Here is a 17,752-nt window from a genome sequence, read left to right as displayed (position 1 = left end):
GATTTTTATTAGGTTGCCTTTTGTGCATTCTTACGTTGAACTGCTTGTAGTAAAAGTACGGTTTTGGCGTCACATATTTCACCGGATTCTACCATTTTCATAGCTCGATCCACTGAGAGCTCTAACACCTTGATATGCTCTTGCTCCTCTTCTAACCCTCCGCCAGATCCAACGCTCATGGTTTCATCATATCCCGCAAGAAAAAGGTGAATTTTTTCGGTCAGTACTCCCGGAGATGTAAATACTGCTCCCATAGCTTCTAAGTTACTCACTTTATATCCAGTCTCTTCATAAGCTTCCCGAATAGCACATGCTTCAGGGCTATCTCCATCTAATAATCCCGCACAAACTTCAATACTGGTATCTTGTTTATTAACTAAATACACCGGATATCTAAATTGTTCAGTTAGAATGACAGTATTTTTGGCGCTATTATAGAGCAGTACAGCAGCGGCATGTCCTCTATCAAAGACTTCCCTAGTATGTGTTTCCCATTTAGTTTGGTTGGCAGGCAAAAAATCAAAGGTATATTCATGTAATGTATACTTCTTATCTGATAAGATCCGACTTTGTTCGTTTTTGATCTGTGATTTCGCCATAATTAAATATAAAAAAATCCCGCTTTGGATAAAGCGGGATTGATATTAATTGTATCCTAAATTTAAACTCCTGTTCGGTTGGTTATGCCAACATCGTTACCGGATTTTCAAGATATTGTCTCAACGTTTGTAGAAATTGTGCTCCCGTAGCGCCATCAACTGTTCTATGATCACAAGCAAGTGTTACCTTCATGGTGTTACCTACTACAATCTGCCCTTCTTTGACTACTGGTTTTTCAACGATCGCTCCAACAGACAAAATAGCCGAATTAGGTTGATTAATTATGGAGGTGAATTCCTGAATTCCAAACATTCCTAAGTTTGAAACCGTAAACGTACTTCCTTCCATCTCCTGCGGAGTCAATTTTTTATTTCTGGCTTTGCCTGCTAAATTCTTAACGTTCCCACCAATTTGAGTTAGTGACATCTGATCTGCAAAAGGCAATACCGGAACTACAAGACCCTCGTCTACCGCAACTGCTACTCCGATATGGATATGCTTTGCGTACTTCATTGCAGTATCTGACCATTGTGTATTCACCTGTGGATGCTTACGCAAAGCCATTGCACATGCTTTAACCACCATATCGTTAAATGACACTTTTGTATCAGGCAATTGGTTAATATTTTTACGAGAAAGCATAGCTTGCTCCATATTAACCTCTATAGTCAAGTAATAGTGTGGTGCTGAAAATTTTGATTCTCCTAAACGCTTTGCAATTACTTTACGCATTTGAGAATTCTTAACTTCTTCAAAAGCTTCTTCTCCCGCAGGTGTATACATCTGTGGCGCCGGAGATTCTGTCTTAGTTTCAGCTTTTTGAGGAGCTGCTTCAGCTTTTTTGGAAGGCGTATACGACTCCACATCTTTTTTGACAATACGACCTTTATCTCCCGATCCTTTTATTTCAGAAAGACTAATTCCTTTGTCAGCAGCTATTTTTTTGGCTAGCGGAGAGGCAAAGATTCGTTCTCCGGAAGCGTTTGAAGTTTCTTCAGACGAAGAGGTCTCTTCTTGCTTCTGTGTATCAGCACTATCTGCTGCTGTATCTTCTGATTTCGCCTCAGTTTTTGCGGCTGAAGGAGTAACTTTTCCATCTTTTAATCCGGAAATGTCTGTTCCTTCAGGACCAATAATTGCTAACAACGCATCTACCGGAGCTGTTTCTCCTTCTCCTATTCCAATATGAAGTAACGTACCATTATAGAATGATTCGAACTCCATCGTAGCTTTGTCAGTTTCAATTTCTGCAAGGATATCTCCTTCCTCAACGCTATCACCTACTTTTTTTAACCAAGTAGCTACGGTTCCTTCTTCCATCGTGTCACTAAGCCTTGGCATAGTGATTACTTCAACTCCTTCAGGAACTTCTGAAGAGGATGCATTAGTTGCTTCAGCTTCTTCAGGCTTAGTTGCATCCGAGGTATCAGCTTCTTTATCTTGAGTCTTTTCGGCATCTCGTCCATTCAGAAGATCTGATATATCCTCACCTTCCTCACCAATAATGGCTAAAAGTTGATCTACCGGAGCTGTTTCTCCTTCTTCTATTCCAATATGAAGCAAGGTTCCTTCGTAAAAGGATTCGAACTCCATGGTAGCCTTATCGGTTTCAATTTCTGCAAGGATGTCCCCTTCACTTACTTTATCGCCTTTTTTAACAAGCCACTTTGCAACAACGCCTTCTTCCATCGTGTCGCTCAAACGCGGCATATTGATTACTGTAGCCATATCTTATTGTGGTTTGTGTGATAAAAACGGATAATCCTTTTGATCGTAAACAACGTCATACATAACGTTCTTTTCTGGGAACGGAGAATCTTCGGCGAATTTTTGACACGCTGCTACATTTTCCTTTACGCGTTTGTCAATTGCCGCAATCTCATCATCTGTTGCATGCTTCTCTTCCTTAATTACATCCAACACCTGAGTAATTGGATCAATTTTTTGATATTCTGCAACTTCGTCTTTAGTTCTATATTTCTGAGCATCACTCATGGAGTGTCCTCTATAACGGTATGTTTTCAATTCTAAAAAGGTTGGACCTCCGCCTGTTCTTGCTCGTTCGATAGCTTCATCCATAGCTTCTGCCACCTTCACTGGGTTCATAGCATCTACAGGACCGCAAGGCATCTCGTACCCCAATCCAAGCTTCCATATATCGGTATGATTAGCAGTACGCTCTACAGAAGTTCCCATAGCGTACCCATTGTTTTCTACACAAAAAACTACTGGAAGTTTCCATAGCATCGCTAAATTGAATGTTTCATGTAAAGAGCCTTGGCGCGTAGCCCCATCTCCCATGAAGGTAAGGGTTACTGCATCTCTTTTATGATATTTATCTGCAAATGCTAAACCGGCTCCGAGAGGGATTTGACCTCCAACGATCCCATGACCACCGTAAAATCTATGTTCTTTAGAAAAAATGTGCATGGATCCACCCAAACCTTGAGAGGTCCCGGTTCCTTTACCATACAATTCTGCCATCACACGTTTTGGATCAACGCCCATTCCTATTGGCTGTACATGATTACGATATGCGGTAATCATACGATCTTTTGTCAAATCCATCGCATGTAGTGCACCTGCCAAAATTGCTTCCTGACCGTTATACAAATGCAAGAACCCTCTTACTTTTTGCTGGATATATACTTGAGCTAGTTTGTCTTCAAACTTTCTCCAGAAAAGCATATCTTCATACCACTTCAGGTAAACTTCTTTGGTTATTTTTTCCATTTAGAATGTAATAATATTTCTATTTATTTATAGATGATCTACAGTTCGCATAAAAAACCTATACATTTTACAAACCTGATCCTTCGTGACGACACGAAAAGCAAAAATAATATATTCACCTGTAAGGGAAAAGGAGTTTATTGATAAATATTAACTCTTTACTAGAGATATGATTTATCAAAAATGAGCGGCAACAAATTCGCTAGTGAATTTGAGCACACCACTTTGCCCGTTTCACCCATAAAATAAATTTCTATCGGCTGCTTTTGCTTAATTTCGTACTCAGCTATTGCTTGCCTGCATGCTCCACAAGGTGGCGTTGGTGTAATAAGCTGATGTTTTAAGGATCGTGCAGATAATGCCATTTTTACTACGGGTACATCAGGATAATTAGCTCCCGCATAATAGATCGCTGTTCGTTCTGCACAAAGACCTGATGGATAGGATGCATTTTCCTGATTATTTCCAAGTATTACTTCCCCATTACCAAGTAGTAATGCTGCTCCGACTAAAAACTCTGAATAAGGCGCATACGCTTTATCGCGTATTTGCATCGCTTGCTTCATTAATCCTTGAATGTCGTCAGTGGTTTCTTCTAACGAATTATACACCTGCAACGTGGATTTTATTTCTATCTCTTTCAATGTAAATGCTTAAAAAATTATTGCCTGACAATGTACTACAAAGAAAAAAAGTATCAAACAGTTCGCTTGATACTTTTACTCTACTTTTATTTACTAAAATTAATTTTCAACATATTCGTCTCCAAAATTAAAAGACAATCCAAATCTCAACGTTCCTTCTAATGGACTTTTTACAGGAGAGGTAGAGAAAAGATATGAAATATCGATATTTACAATAGTATATCTAAAACCTGCTCCTAAAGAAACAAATTTACGCGCCCCTTTTTCCTCTGCTTCGTTAAAGTATCCCGCTCTAAAGGCAAACACATCTTGATACATATATTCTGCTCCTAAAGACCAGGTAAATTCTTTTAACTCTTCGCTAAATCCATCGGGAGCATCCCCCCAAGAAGAAAAAATAGCCCCAAACGAACTGATATCCTGATACTCTTCGCTATCGCCTCCATTTATCTCTCCGTCACCATTGAAATCCTGCGGTGAAGGCACCAACAGTTTGTTAATCTCTATAGAAGGTGTGATACGATTAGATTCGTCTAAAAGAAAGTCAAAACCAGCTCCTAATTTGAAGTTAGTAGGAATAAAGTTTTCCTGCCCCGCATCATCGTATTTTATTTTAGGCCCGATATTAGAAATATTTACTCCGGCTCTCCAGCGTCCATTAAACGAATTATAAGCAATTTCTTCACTCTGATAAAATCCGGCAATATCGACACCAAAACTACCCGATGCAGAAATATCTTCTGTCCCATTGGAAAGCCTTAAATCCGAGCGTAAATATCGTCCGGCAACAGCCATCGAAAAACGATCACTTAATCGCAAGGCATACGAGACATCCACTGTCAATTCATTAGGTTTCTCAATTAACCCTAAATCGTTTGGGTTCTCCCGAAACTCTATTTCACCTAAGCTAAAATACTTAAAACTTGCCGCAACAGCACTTCTTTCATTAATACGATTATAGTATGTCAAATTACCAAGTCCTATATCATTAACTAACTGACTTAGGTAAGGTGTATAATTAACCCCAACACCTTGTTTTTTCTCTATAAAAGCATATTTAGCCGGATTCCATTGTTGGGAAAAAGCATCTGCAGTTGTTGCTACACCTTGATCCGCCAATCCTGCAGCCCTCGCGTCAGCAGCTATTAAAAGGAATGGTACTGCGGTAGTTATTGCCCTCTTATCTTGAGAATGTAATTTAGCACCCAAAATCGATATAAGCCCCAAAGCCAGGATGATATTTTTTTTCATAATTGAGTTTAGTTTAGACAAATATAAAGTTATTTCGTTACTAAAAAAGAACAACGTTTTTAAATTAAGAAACGCAATACGTACCTAACGTTTGTTTTTAAGATATCTTATTAAAACCATTAAATTTATTTAGTAGCCTTGCTTTAGTATTTAAGAACCATAACTTTTAGCTAAATCTGAAAAAAAAGCGTTTTTAGTCGGGATTATTTTACACTTTATCGAGGTTAGATTCTTAAAAATTCTTAGAAAAAACTAAAATCCACTATAACGAACCACTCATCTTAACATTTAAGAATGCTAATTTTAAACTGTCAAAAAAAACTCTTTTCCGCTCTATCCTCAGAATTCATAGGTATTTACAAATCATTTCACAATAAACTGATACATCTGTCGTTATTGAGAACTCAGGGCAGATATAATTATTTAAACCGAAATGATAATAATTTAAAAAAATTGGGGTAAATTTAGCTGTAATTATTATATTGCGAGCCCTAATTTCTACTTTAACGAACTTAAGATTATGAAAAAAGCGTTTATTTTTAAGTCGCTAATGTTACTCACCATTAGCACTTTACTGTTAAGCTGTAATCAAAATGATTATGGTGACAGTTCTCGAGCCACCGGCTGGAAATACAATTCCAAAGAAGGTGGATTCCAAGTAAACACAAATTATAAAGAACAAGAGACAGGTCCGGGACTTGTTTTTGTTGAAGGTGGTACCTTTACTATGGGCCGTGTTCAAGACGATGTTATGCATGATTGGAACAATACTCCAACACAACAGCATATTCAATCGTTCTATATGGACGAAACCGAAGTAACCAATATCATGTATCTGGAATATCTTGACTGGTTAAAAGGTGTTTATCCTCCGACAGAGCCTAAATATAAGAATATTTATAACGGAGCGCTTCCTGATACACTAGTCTGGAGAAACCGTCTTGGGTTTAATGAAATGATGACCAACAACTACTTGCGTCATCCCGCCTATGCAAATTATCCGGTAGTGGGTGTAAACTGGATACAGGCAGTAGAATTTAGTAATTGGAGAACAAACCGAGTAAACGAACGCATACTCGAAGAAGAGCAAGTAATTCGCGAAAACGCTCCTTTTGAAGACGTATCAGCAGAGAGCACATTTGACACGGAAACGTATCTAAACGCTCCATCTCAAACCTATGGTGGAAATGATGAAGCTATACGTGGAGGAAGAGCTTCAGAAAAATACGAACAACGTAATGATTCTACAGGATTATATATCCAGCGTAAGGATGGGTTGTTGCTACCAAAATATAGACTTCCTACAGAAGCAGAATGGGAGTATGCCGCTTTGGGATTAGTTGAACTTAGAAGTTATAACATCTACAGAGGGCGTAAAAAATATCCTTGGAACGGAAAATATACCCGTTCAGGCAAGAGAAGAACACGTGGTGACCAATTGGCTAACTTTAAGCAAGGTGATGGTGACTACGGTGGGATCGCAGGATGGAGTGACGATGGAGCGGATATTACAGCACCTGTTAAGTCATACGATCCTAATGACTACGGTCTCTATGACATGGCTGGAAACGTTGCAGAATGGGTAGCGGATATCTATAGACCTATCGTAGATGATGAATATAACGATTTCAATTACTACAGAGGGAATGTCTATACTAAAAACGCTATAAATCCTGATGGTACAGTTAAGATTGTCACTACAGATTCAATCATCTTTGATACCCTGAGTAACGGTAAAATTGTTGCAAGAGTTTTACCAGGAGGTATTTTACAAACTCCTGTTGACGAAAACGAAACCTACCTAAGAACAAATTTCACCCAGAGTGATAATAGAAACTTTAGAGATGGTGACAAGAGTTCTTCACGTTATTATGAAGGTTATCAAGATGAGAACACACCTAATCGCCGAATGTATAACGCTCCAATCCACAAAGTAGGACCAAGTGAAGAAGACAGTACTAAGCTCGATAGAAGTTATGACGAATCTAGCAAACGTACCACCATTGTAGGCGAGAATGTACGTGTTTACAAAGGCGGTTCTTGGAAAGACAGAGCTTATTGGTTAGATCCTGCACAACGCAGATTCTTCCCACAAGACATGTCCACAGACTATATCGGGTTTAGAAATGCAATGTCCCGTGTTGGAACCAAGGCAAAGAACAAGAAAACACCAAGACACCGTAAACCATAATAATTAATTTTATATTAAGAAAATACACAAAAGCCCTGCATAAATTTTATACGGGGCTTTTTACTACCCTATCATTCCATGACTATTGCAGCGTTACATACCATTTTTTTAAAGAGTTCAGGCGTCTGTACTGATACCAGAGCATTAAAATCGAATCAACTGTTTTTTGCACTCAAAGGTGATAATTTTGACGGTAACCAGTATGCCAAACATGCTATTAACCAAGAAGCCTTTTACGCTGTTATAGATGATCAAAACATACCTAGCAACAATAAGTTTATTTATGTCGACAATGTGCTCGAGACGCTACAAAAACTAGCCACCTACCACAGAGAATATTTAGGAATCAAAATCATTGCATTAACCGGCAGTAATGGCAAAACAACCACAAAAGAACTTATCAACACTGTTCTTAAAACAACTTACTCTACCAGTGCCACAAAAGGCAACCTGAATAATCACATCGGCGTACCCCTCACGTTACTGTCAATGAACAAAGAAACCGAGATAGGCATTGTTGAAATGGGCGCTAACCACATAAAGGAAATAGAACTCTTATGCAGCATAGCAAAACCTAATTTTGGATATATTACAAATATTGGAAAAGCACATCTGGAAGGGTTCGGTAGCCTAGAAGGTATTTTGCAAGGTAAAACAGAATTATACCGTTATCTGCAGAAAACGGATAACTTAGTGTTTTTAAATACAGAAGACAACAAGCTTGCAGATGCGGCAGCGAACAACAAAACGTTTACATTTTCTCAAAACGATAGTACCGATACTACTGTTTCGTTTATAGAAGCAACACCAATGGTTTCCTTATGTTTTAAAACATTAACCATACACAGTAATCTTATAGGCACCTACAATTTTACAAATATAGCCGCCGCAATAGCAATTGCAGACTACTTTAATATCCCAGCTGAAACCATAAAAACCGCTATCGAATCTTACACTCCAAAAAATAACCGTTCTGAAATTGTAAGGTTCCAAAATCATGAAATAATTCTGGATGCTTACAATGCAAATCCAACAAGTACCACTGCTGCCATAAACAACTTTGCTACGTTGCCTTACATTTCTAAATCAGTATTTCTTGGTGACATGTTTGAATTAGGCGAATACAGCCTTATAGAACATGAAAAAATAGTAGAACAGTTACTCTCAACGGACATTGATCAAATCATACTTATTGGTCAAAACTTCTATAAAACTACTACTAACCATCCTAAAATTACAAAGTTCCCTTCGTTTGACAATTTTAAAGTACAATGGAACATCTTACTTTTATCTGATGGAAACCTCATTAAAGGCTCCCGTGGAATGAAATTAGAGCGAATAGTGAGCTTACTGAATGATCCTGAGTAACAGTCATTAAAACTGTTCAACTACCACGTTTTACATATCAAAGACATACACTTCTTACAACCGTTAATTTTAAAATTTTACGTTAACTTGGTATTAACACAAATACTTGATTACTAGTGCTTTGTTAACTACTAATTAACAAGAAAAATCCCTTATAATAAATATTTTTACGAAGTCACACAAAATATTTATCATGAAGGAACTATTAATCACGCTATGCCTTTTTGCGTATGCAATTGGGTTTACTCAAACCGAACCACAGAAAGCTGAATCACAGGATACTTTATTAATTCAGATGGTAGACAATCGCGTCAAACTACTACAGGATGAGCTTAATTTAACCAATACAACAGCAAACATCCTCAGAAAAAAAATTGTGGAGTATTCGGTTGAAGCCGATAAGATCATTCAATCGGAGCTCCCATACAACGAAAAAGCACGTAAATTAAAGAGCCTACTATACTATCAGGAAATTGAATTAAAAAATATACTTACGGTTTCTCAATATTACAAATATGTAAACCTCACCGCAAGCAACTAGGAATAACAATAAAATGCGAAGTGTATTGTGGGTCATACTGGATTCGAACCAGTGACTTCTACCCTGTCAAGGTAACACTCTGAACCAACTGAGTTAATGACCCTCTCAATGCTATTTTTTAGAATAAAAAATAAACATTATATTAAAAATAAAACCCATACAAATGTATGGGTTTTATTGTGGGCGATGAGGGATTCGAACCCCCGACCCCCTCGGTGTAAACGAGGTGCTCTGAACCAACTGAGCTAATCGCCCTTGTCATTTTCGCAACAGTTATTCCCTGATTGCGGATGCAAATATAGCACAGTTTTACACTCTACCAAAGCTTTTTGAAAAAAAAATCAAATTATTTCTGCCACTGTAAATGTACTTCCTCCAACAAAAATCAAATCTGAGTTTTTAGCAGTCTGTAAGGCAGCCTTATAGCCCATTTGAACACTCTCAAAAGTAGTCCCATTTAATTTAAATTTTTTTCCAAATTTCTCCAGATTTCTTTCATCCATCCCCCGTGGTATGTCAGGTTTAACAAAATAATAAGTGGCTTCAGTCGGAAACAAGGGTAAAATCTCGTCAAGATTCTTTTCGCTCACAACGCCCAAAACTATATGAAGGTGCTCATAAGATTCTTCAAGCAGTTGTTTTAATACAATTTGTAAGCCATCAAAGTTATGAGCCGTATCCACTAGCACCTTCGGATTTGACTGTAAGCACTGCCATCTACCAAGTAGGCCTGTATTTTCAACTACCTTGGCCAGACCACTTCGCGCATTCTGTTGATTAATTCTCCATCCAAGCCCGTTTAAGACAGCTATAGCTTGTACAACCGTTCGAACATTCTCTTTTTGATAAAATCCTTTTAAATCCGTTTCTATGTCTGTAGAAATATTTTCAGCCAAATACAAAGGGGCTTTATTATTACCTGCGATTGTTTCAAATACCTCTTTGGTTTCTGTAGTAGAAATTCCAATAACTACAGGAGTGTATGGTTTGATTATACCAGCTTTTTCCTTTGCTATTGCTTGCTTCGTCGTTCCCAAAAACTGTGTATGGTCTAACCCTATATTCGTAATTACCGAAACTTCTGGCTTTACAATATTTGTAGAGTCTAAACGACCACCAAGTCCGGTTTCTATAATTGCAATATCCACTTTTTGATCAGAAAAATATTGAAATGCCAAACCCACTGTCATTTCAAAAAATGACAATGCTTTACTTTCAAAATAACTTTTGTGTCTTTTAAAAAAATCAACGACAAAATCCTCACTTATCATCTCACCATTAATCTTAATGCGCTCTCTATAGTCTTTTAAATGTGGTGAGGTATACAAGCCCACCTTGTAACCCGCTTCTTGCATTACAGAAGCTAACATATGACTAGTAGACCCTTTACCATTAGTTCCGGCAACATGTACACTCTTAAATGTAGTTTGAGGATCTCCTAAATGCTTTGCCAGTTCAATAGTATTAGAGAGGTCAGCTTTATACGCATGGTTACCTACACGTTGGTACATTGGTAACCGGGCAAACATCCAATCCAATGTTTCCCGGTAGGTTATTTGAATACTCATTAATTATTCTGAAATTTCGAACTGATATACTATCGTGCCCACTTGTTTTACAGGAGCCTTAGCATCACTATTGAATCGGGTTGCTAGTGCTGCCCTTTTTGCCGGCTCCATTAGACAAGCCGAATTATTAGTTGTTCCTTTAACTCCGGGAGTCGCTCGCACTACCCGACCTTGCTGATCCACATCGATACGAACAACTACAATACCAGACTCATTACAATCCTGAACAAACTTTTCCTTATTTAGCGCTTTTCTACCCCCTAAGCGATAATTACCATCACCATCAAGTCCTTTACCAGTCCCATAATACGATTTTGCATTAGGGTCTCCTGCAGTACTCCCCTTATCTCCAGACTCAATAGTATTACCCTCTCCTCCTTTTGCCTTACCATCAGTCTTAGGACCATTAGAAAAGCTTTCCAAGATATCTAAAGTAGACTTGTCAGGTTTTGGATCAGGTTTCTCTTCAACAGGCTTTTCTACCTCTTTCTTAACTTCTGCCTTCTTCGAATCTATAGTCTTATCAGCAGTTTTTTTCTTCTTATCTTCAGCTTTCTTTTTGACCTCTGCTTTCTCCTTTATCACAGGGGCAGTTTCATTATTCTGAGTCACTACCTTTTCTGACAGCTCTGATGCTTCAGACGTCTGTTCCTTCTCTACAGAAGTAGGACTCACAACTTTGGGTTTAGACGCAGTTCTTATGGGTTCCTTGGGTTGTACATTTCCATTACCAAAATCTGAGGTGCCAAAGTTCACTGCGATTCCATGCTCCGGTGCAGGATCCAGATAACTTAAACTAACATAAAATAATAATACTACAATTGCTACATGCAGCACAATTGTAATTATCATGGATTTACGTTTATGTTTTGTATCTAGATTGAACATACTTTTTATTCCGGCTTAACAGCCAAGATCACTTTAAATCTATTTCTATTTGCTATATCCATAACGCTTACTGCTTTTTCTATGGGTACACCCTCTTCAGCTCTAAGAATTATAGTAGGTTCTGGGGTTCCCGACAGACGCTCTATCAAGGTAGCTTCCAAACTACTTTGACTCACCCGCTCTGTGTTGATATAGTATTGCAATTTATTTGTAATACTCACCGATATGTTTTGAACATTTGAGCTTTTTCCACTAGCTTTTGGCAAAATTAAATCAAGAGCCTCCGGAGTAATTGTTGGAGATGTCAATAAAAAAAACACCAACAATAAAAACACAATGTCTGTCATTGACGACATACTGAACTCCGGACTGACTTTATTTCTTCCTCGTAAATTCATATTATACAGGTTCGTTCAATAAGTCCAAGAAATCTACAGCTGTTGCCTCCATCTGGTGTACCACCTTATCAGTTCGTACAACTAAATGATTATAGCCAATATAAGCCACAATACCTACCACAAGCCCAGCCACAGTAGTTGTCATGGCCGTATAAATACCTTCTGCTAAAGATCCCATATCCGCACTTCCAGCGCTTGACGCTAAGTTATGGAAAGCTAAAATCATACCAATTACGGTTCCTAAGAAACCAATCATTGGCGCAGCTCCTGCTACAGTTGCCAGGATACTAACGTTCTTTTCCAGTTTGTAGATCTCTAAACGACCTGCATTTTCTATAGCTGTATTAATATCATCCAAAGGACTTCCGATCCTGGATATTCCTTTTTCTGTCAAACGGGATACAGGATTATTGGTTTGTGCACATAGAATTTTGGCTGCCTCAATTTTACCACTTGCTACATGATCTCTAATTTGATGCATAAAGCTTTCGTCATACTTCGAAGCCGCTTTGATTGCAAAAATTCTTTCAAAATAAATATACACTGCGACAAAGAGTAAAACGAATAATATTGCAATAATCAAAACTCCGGCAGTACCACCACTAAGTAGTAAATCTATAATAGATAGTGATTTTTCTTCTGCTTCTGGAGCTACTTCCTCGGCTATTTGGGCTAGTGAACCAAGTGTTAATAAATGCATCATATTGTTGTTGTTATTTTAAGGTTACTACAATAACGTAAATTGGATAGGTTAAGTATGCTGTTACAAGATAAAAATTATTCCCAATAACCCCACTGTACCAAGTACTATCGTATAGGGAAGTGCCATTTTGACCATTTTACCATATGATAGTCCGATTAACGGCGCTAATGAGGAAGTAAGTAAAAATAAAAATGCTGCCTGACCATTAGGCGTGGCAACACTTGGTAAGTTTGTACCGGTATTTATTGCAATTGCCAGTTTTTCGAACTGCTCTCTGGAAATAACATTGTTGTCAAAAGCTTGTTTAACTTCGCCAATGTACACAGTAGCTACAAAAACATTATCACTAATCATAGATAGTACCCCATTAGCAACATAAAACATAGCCGGTTGATCTTCCGGTTTTAAAGATAACGCCCAATCGATTATCGGGGTAAATAAATGTTGATCATGAATCATAGCAACCACTACAAAAAAGACAACCAATAAACCGGTAAATGGTAAGGCTTCTTCAAAGGCTTTTCCAAGAGAATGTTCCTCTGTAATTCCCATAAAAGCAGTTTGTACAATAATCAATGCTAAACCAATAAAACCAACCGGAGCAAGATGCAACGCTAATCCTATAATTAACAAAATCGCTGATACTGCCTGCACAATTAAACCATATTTTTCTTGAGGAGAACGCTTTTTATCCTCTTCATCTGTATAACTCTCAATAATTCTTCTAGCTACATTCGGTAATTTCTCTCCAAAGCCAAACCATCCAGTCAATTCTAAAAGAACAGTCGTAAGTAATCCGAAAAATAATACTGGGATAGTAATCGGTGCCATTCGCATAAAAAACTCGATGAAATCCCATCCCATTTTCTCACCGATCAATAAATTTTGTGGCTCTCCAACTAAGGTACAAACTCCTCCTAAAGCGGTACCAACAACACCGTGCATAATTAAACTACGTAGAAAACTTCTAAATTTCTCGAGAGTTTCTCCACTTAATTCTTTTCTATCCAAAGTACCATCATGATCAAAATCAGCATCGGGCATAGAGTGAATTTTATGATACACACCATAAAAACCAACAGCCACACTAATTAATACAGCCGTTACCGTTAGTGCGTCTAAAAACGCAGATAAAACCGCCGACAAGAAAACAAATAATAAAGATAAGATCAGTTTAGACCTAATTCGTGTAAACACTTTACTAAAAATGTACATTAGTAGAGGTTTCATGAAGTAGATCCCAGCAACCATAAAAACCAGCAGTAAAACTACTTCTAGGTTTTGTGCTACTTCATTGTATGCATTTTTTGGTGTAGTCAGATTCAGAATCAATATCTCAATAGCCAGCAATCCTCCAGATTGTAAAGGATAACATTTGAGTGCCATTGCTAACGTAAAAATAAACTCACCAATAAATATCCAAGCAGAGACCGTAGGTCCCAAAATGTAAATGGAAAATATATTGAAAATTAAAAATCCGATCATTATCATTTTGAACCATCTCGGACTGGTTCCTAAGAAATATTTAAACATAATTTGCTTGCTAAATTGGGTTAAATTTATATCAGCTGTTTAAGAGCAATCTCAAAAGCTGTTTTACTAATATTTGTTTTGGTTGGGTTATTTGAGTAGGTATGAGCGATCGCTTTGCGTATTGTTTCAGAAGTATCCATAAAAATAGCCTCATCTGTCATTTGTACACGACGCTCCATAAAATATGCGAAAACTCTAGCCATACCACAGTTAGATATAAAATCCGGAATCAAACTTACGCGTTCGTCTGTATATTCCATAATGGGTCCAAAAAATATCTCTTTATCTGCAAAAGGGACATTGGCACCACAGGAAATAACTTCTAATCCAGACTCAATCATTTTTGTAATTTGATCTTTAGTTATCAGCCTTGATGCAGCGCAAGGAGCAAAAATTTCAGTCTGTAATTCCCAAATTTTATCATTGACCTCTTCAAAAGGAATTAGCGAATCACTAAATAATTTATTACCGACCTTATTGAGATACAGTGTTTTAATCTCTTCAAAAGTAAAACCGTCTTCTTTTATAAGTCCTCCTGCATGATCAATAATCCCGACGATCTTAGCACCCATTTCGGAGAGATAATATGCAGCTGCAGAACCGACATTGCCAAACCCTTGAACAACGGCACGTTTACCTTTAACGTCTCCTCCATAAATTGCATAATAGTGACGAACAGCCTCTGCCACACCATACCCGGTGATCATATCGGCAACGGTTAATTTACGAGATACATCTGGAGAAAACATCGTGTTTTCTAACACCTTGATTACGCCTTGGCGCAATTGACCAATACGGTTAATTTTATCAGCAATTGACGGTTGAAAATGCCCGTTAAACACCCCCTCTTGCGGGTGCCATACACCACAATTCTCTGTAATTGGAATTACCTCATGGATTTCATCAACATTTAAATCTCCTCCAGTTCCATAATAACTTTTTAACAAAGGAGAAACAGCTTTATACCACCGTTCTAAAACACCGGTTTTACGAGGATCATTCGGATCAAAATTAATTCCTGATTTAGCTCCGCCAATTTTAGGGCCTGAAACTGTAAATTTCACCTCCATAGTCTTAGCAAGAGATAAAACTTCATTTTGATCCAACCCCTTTCGCATTCTGGTTCCACCACCGGCAGCACCACCTCTTAATGAATTTATTACCGTCCACCCTTCAGCTTCAGTCTCCGGATCTTTCCAATTAAAAACTATTTCTGGGCTTTTATTTTCGTACTTCTTTAGTAATTCTTTCATAAATAATATTTCAATTCAATTAAAAAACTTGTTTTCCACAATACTGATTCATCTTTAAGTTTTCACAGTTTCCCTCAGGGGAAGTTAGCGCTGCGTCATACTAACAAATTTAACTGTTAATTGAAGTCTGATAAAATTCAAAATTTCACAAATATAAAAAACAAAATATGGGAAATACGTAAATATTTCAAAAATAATGTTTGCTTAAAACAAACTTTCATACTTCTTGAATAACAGAATTAATAAGACAAAAAGTATTGTGTAATTAGATGCAGAAATCATCCCTTCAAAAAATGAAATAAATACTAAAACTATTGTTTTATAACTTATATTTGTAAGATTAATAAAAATACCCTGCGTAACGCAATTTATTTTTATCAAATAGTACAAATCGCGTGTTATGCACGCATAGTAAATTATAATTATATATGGACTTTAAGTTAACCGAAGAACAATTAATGATACGCGACGCAGCTCGCGATTTTGCTAAAGCAGAATTATTACCTGGAGTTATCGATCGTGATAACAAGCAAGAGTTCCCCACTGAACAGGTGAAAAAAATGGGAGAACTAGGATTTTTAGGAATGATGGCTTCTCCAGAATATGGCGGTGGCGGTATGGACACTGTATCCTACGTGTTAGTGATGGAAGAACTTTCTAAGATCGATGCTTCATGTTCGGTTATTGTATCGGTAAATAACTCTTTGGTATGCTGGGGTCTGGATACTTATGGTAATGACGCTCAAAAAGAAAAGTACCTTTCAAAACTAACCACAGGCGAATCGATTGGTGCATTTTGCTTATCTGAACCTGAGGCTGGTAGTGATGCAACATCGCAAAAGACTACTGCTATTGATAAAGGAGATCATTATGTTCTTAATGGAACTAAAAACTGGATTACCAATGGTGGAAGTGCAGATTATTATCTGGTAATTGCTCAAACGGATAAAGAAAAGAAGCATAAGGGTATTAATGCTTTTATTGTTGAAAAAGGATGGGAAGGTTTTGAAATAGGCCCTAAAGAAGATAAATTAGGCATTAGAGGAAGTGATACACATTCTCTAATATTTAATGATGTAAAAGTCCCTAAAGAAAACCGAATTGGTGAAGATGGATTTGGTTTCAAATTTGCTATGAAGACATTGGCTGGTGGACGTATTGGTATTGCGGCTCAAGCTTTAGGTATAGCGTCAGGAGCCTACGAGTTAGCTAAAGAATATTCTAAAGTACGTAAAGCGTTTGGTACAGAAATTATGAATCATCAGGCAATTGCTTTTAAATTAGCAGACATGCATACTTCTATCGAAGCTGCCAGAATGCTTGTTCTGAAAGCTGCAATGGATAAAGACAATCATGAAAATTATGATTTATCAGGAGCTATGGCCAAATTATACGCCTCACAAGTTGCAATGGATGTTGCTGTAGAAGCTGTCCAAGTTCATGGAGGTAATGGTTTTGTAAAGGAGTATCACGTGGAGCGATTAATGCGTGATGCTAAGATTACTCAAATCTATGAAGGCACAAGTGAAATCCAAAAAATAGTAATCTCAAGATCTATATTGAGAGATTAAATTAAAAATCTTTTAATTAAGTACTATCCCAAATAGCTTTAGTTATTTGGGATTTTTTTATATCCTCAAAAAAAAAGACTTCAAAGAATACTATATCGCCTTTAGACATTTTGAGTATTAGGAGACAGAAATTACAGTATTAAAATAATTACAATCCATTAAAGAACTGTTCGAGCTATTCTATACAAGAAAAGTCAACAGTTATAGATCTATAAAATATTGAAATACACGTTTGCCTAGCTCCCGCCATGTACTGTATTAACGTACTAAATCATACACTACCTACACAACGCAGTACCCCAGAGAGATCCATACGACACTCTAAACAGGTAAAACGTATGGATAATCTTAAATAATAAGGAAATACTACGTATTCTATACCAATGTAATAAGTAATACTAACATTTTCAGGCATAAAAAAACCCTTCATCGTTATGATGAAGGGTTTCAAAAAAGGCGGTGACCTACTCTTCCACAGTAGTAGTACCATCGGCGCTAACGGGCTTAACT

At 37.3% G+C, this 17,752-nt stretch carries 16 protein-coding genes and 2 tRNA genes; 4 read left to right on the top strand and 14 right to left on the bottom strand.

Features of this window, described 5'->3' with window-relative positions; translation table 11 throughout:
• Positions 1 to 8 precede the first annotated feature (8 nt).
• The 5 genes from ACJRPK_RS08345 to porV form a co-directional block, all read right to left on the bottom strand.
• Positions 9 to 599, bottom strand: coding sequence for an NUDIX domain-containing protein (locus ACJRPK_RS08345; RefSeq protein ID WP_407139479.1), 591 nt, complete (start codon positions 597 to 599; stop codon positions 9 to 11).
• Between the two features lie 82 nt (positions 600 to 681).
• Entirely contained in the window at positions 682 to 2,328 is a 1,647-nt protein-coding gene (locus ACJRPK_RS08340) for a pyruvate dehydrogenase complex dihydrolipoamide acetyltransferase (protein ID WP_407139478.1), read from the bottom strand.
• Positions 2,329 to 2,331: 3 nt separating this feature from the next.
• Positions 2,332 to 3,333 carry a pyruvate dehydrogenase (acetyl-transferring) E1 component subunit alpha gene (pdhA, locus tag ACJRPK_RS08335; protein ID WP_407139477.1) on the bottom strand — a complete coding sequence of 334 codons (1,002 nt, stop codon included), beginning with the start codon at positions 3,331 to 3,333 and terminating at the stop codon, positions 2,332 to 2,334.
• Between the two features lie 161 nt (positions 3,334 to 3,494).
• Complete coding sequence (locus ACJRPK_RS08330; RefSeq protein ID WP_407139476.1) at positions 3,495 to 3,977, bottom strand: cytidine deaminase; 483 nt, start codon at positions 3,975 to 3,977, stop codon at positions 3,495 to 3,497.
• 99 nt (positions 3,978 to 4,076) lie between these two features.
• Positions 4,077 to 5,228: a type IX secretion system outer membrane channel protein PorV gene (gene porV, locus ACJRPK_RS08325; protein WP_407139475.1), complete on the bottom strand. Its 1,152-nt coding sequence runs from the start codon at positions 5,226 to 5,228 to the stop codon at positions 4,077 to 4,079.
• 520 nt (positions 5,229 to 5,748) lie between these two features.
• On the opposite strand from porV, the gene gldJ reads away from it, so the two are divergent.
• From gldJ to ACJRPK_RS08310, 3 genes are all read left to right on the top strand, one after another.
• Positions 5,749 to 7,419: a gliding motility lipoprotein GldJ gene (gene gldJ / locus ACJRPK_RS08320; protein WP_407139474.1), complete on the top strand. Its 1,671-nt coding sequence runs from the start codon at positions 5,749 to 5,751 to the stop codon at positions 7,417 to 7,419.
• Between the two features lie 78 nt (positions 7,420 to 7,497).
• Entirely contained in the window at positions 7,498 to 8,787 is a 1,290-nt protein-coding gene (murF, locus tag ACJRPK_RS08315) for a UDP-N-acetylmuramoyl-tripeptide--D-alanyl-D-alanine ligase (protein ID WP_407139473.1), read from the top strand.
• Between the two features lie 193 nt (positions 8,788 to 8,980).
• A complete protein-coding gene (locus ACJRPK_RS08310) occupies positions 8,981 to 9,328 on the top strand; it encodes a hypothetical protein (RefSeq protein WP_407139472.1) in 348 nt (115 codons plus the stop codon).
• Between the two features lie 28 nt (positions 9,329 to 9,356).
• Here the strand turns inward: ACJRPK_RS08310 and ACJRPK_RS08305 are convergent.
• The 8 genes from ACJRPK_RS08305 to ACJRPK_RS08270 all read right to left on the bottom strand — a co-directional run bounded on the left by ACJRPK_RS08305 (position 9,357) and on the right by ACJRPK_RS08270 (position 15,671).
• Positions 9,357 to 9,431, bottom strand: a tRNA-Val gene (locus ACJRPK_RS08305).
• A 77-nt stretch (positions 9,432 to 9,508) separates the two neighbouring features.
• Positions 9,509 to 9,583, bottom strand: a tRNA-Val gene (locus ACJRPK_RS08300).
• Positions 9,584 to 9,669: 86 nt separating this feature from the next.
• On the bottom strand, positions 9,670 to 10,896 hold the full coding sequence (locus tag ACJRPK_RS08295; RefSeq protein WP_407139471.1) for a bifunctional folylpolyglutamate synthase/dihydrofolate synthase: 1,227 nt from the start codon (positions 10,894 to 10,896) through the stop codon (positions 9,670 to 9,672).
• 3 nt (positions 10,897 to 10,899) lie between these two features.
• Positions 10,900 to 11,748, bottom strand: coding sequence for an energy transducer TonB (locus ACJRPK_RS08290; RefSeq protein WP_407139470.1), 849 nt, complete (start codon positions 11,746 to 11,748; stop codon positions 10,900 to 10,902).
• 41 nt (positions 11,749 to 11,789) lie between these two features.
• Positions 11,790 to 12,182 (bottom strand): ExbD/TolR family protein, encoded by a 393-nt coding sequence (locus ACJRPK_RS08285; protein ID WP_407139469.1) that lies wholly within the window; start codon positions 12,180 to 12,182, stop codon positions 11,790 to 11,792.
• A 1-nt stretch (position 12,183) separates the two neighbouring features.
• Complete coding sequence (locus ACJRPK_RS08280; protein ID WP_407139876.1) at positions 12,184 to 12,882, bottom strand: MotA/TolQ/ExbB proton channel family protein; 699 nt, start codon at positions 12,880 to 12,882, stop codon at positions 12,184 to 12,186.
• A gap of 63 nt (positions 12,883 to 12,945) precedes the next feature.
• Entirely contained in the window at positions 12,946 to 14,418 is a 1,473-nt protein-coding gene (nhaB, locus tag ACJRPK_RS08275; protein WP_407139468.1) for a sodium/proton antiporter NhaB, read from the bottom strand.
• Positions 14,419 to 14,444: 26 nt separating this feature from the next.
• Positions 14,445 to 15,671, bottom strand: a complete 1,227-nt coding sequence (locus tag ACJRPK_RS08270; protein WP_407139467.1) for a Glu/Leu/Phe/Val dehydrogenase dimerization domain-containing protein — start codon at positions 15,669 to 15,671, stop codon at positions 14,445 to 14,447.
• A 428-nt stretch (positions 15,672 to 16,099) separates the two neighbouring features.
• On the opposite strand from ACJRPK_RS08270, the gene ACJRPK_RS08265 reads away from it, so the two are divergent.
• Positions 16,100 to 17,242 carry an acyl-CoA dehydrogenase gene (locus ACJRPK_RS08265; RefSeq protein WP_407139466.1) on the top strand — a complete coding sequence of 381 codons (1,143 nt, stop codon included), beginning with the start codon at positions 16,100 to 16,102 and terminating at the stop codon, positions 17,240 to 17,242.
• 271 nt (positions 17,243 to 17,513) lie between these two features.
• On the opposite strand, the gene ACJRPK_RS08260 is transcribed toward ACJRPK_RS08265, so the two are convergent.
• On the bottom strand, positions 17,514 to 17,752 hold a 239-nt coding region (locus ACJRPK_RS08260; protein ID WP_407139465.1), incomplete at its 5' end, for a hypothetical protein.

Source organism: Aquimarina sp. 2-A2 (genome assembly GCF_045505135.1).
GTDB lineage: Bacteria > Bacteroidota > Bacteroidia > Flavobacteriales > Flavobacteriaceae > Aquimarina > Aquimarina intermedia.
Note: the sequence above shows the minus strand (reverse complement) of the source record. Positions and strands in the feature narration are given on the sequence as shown.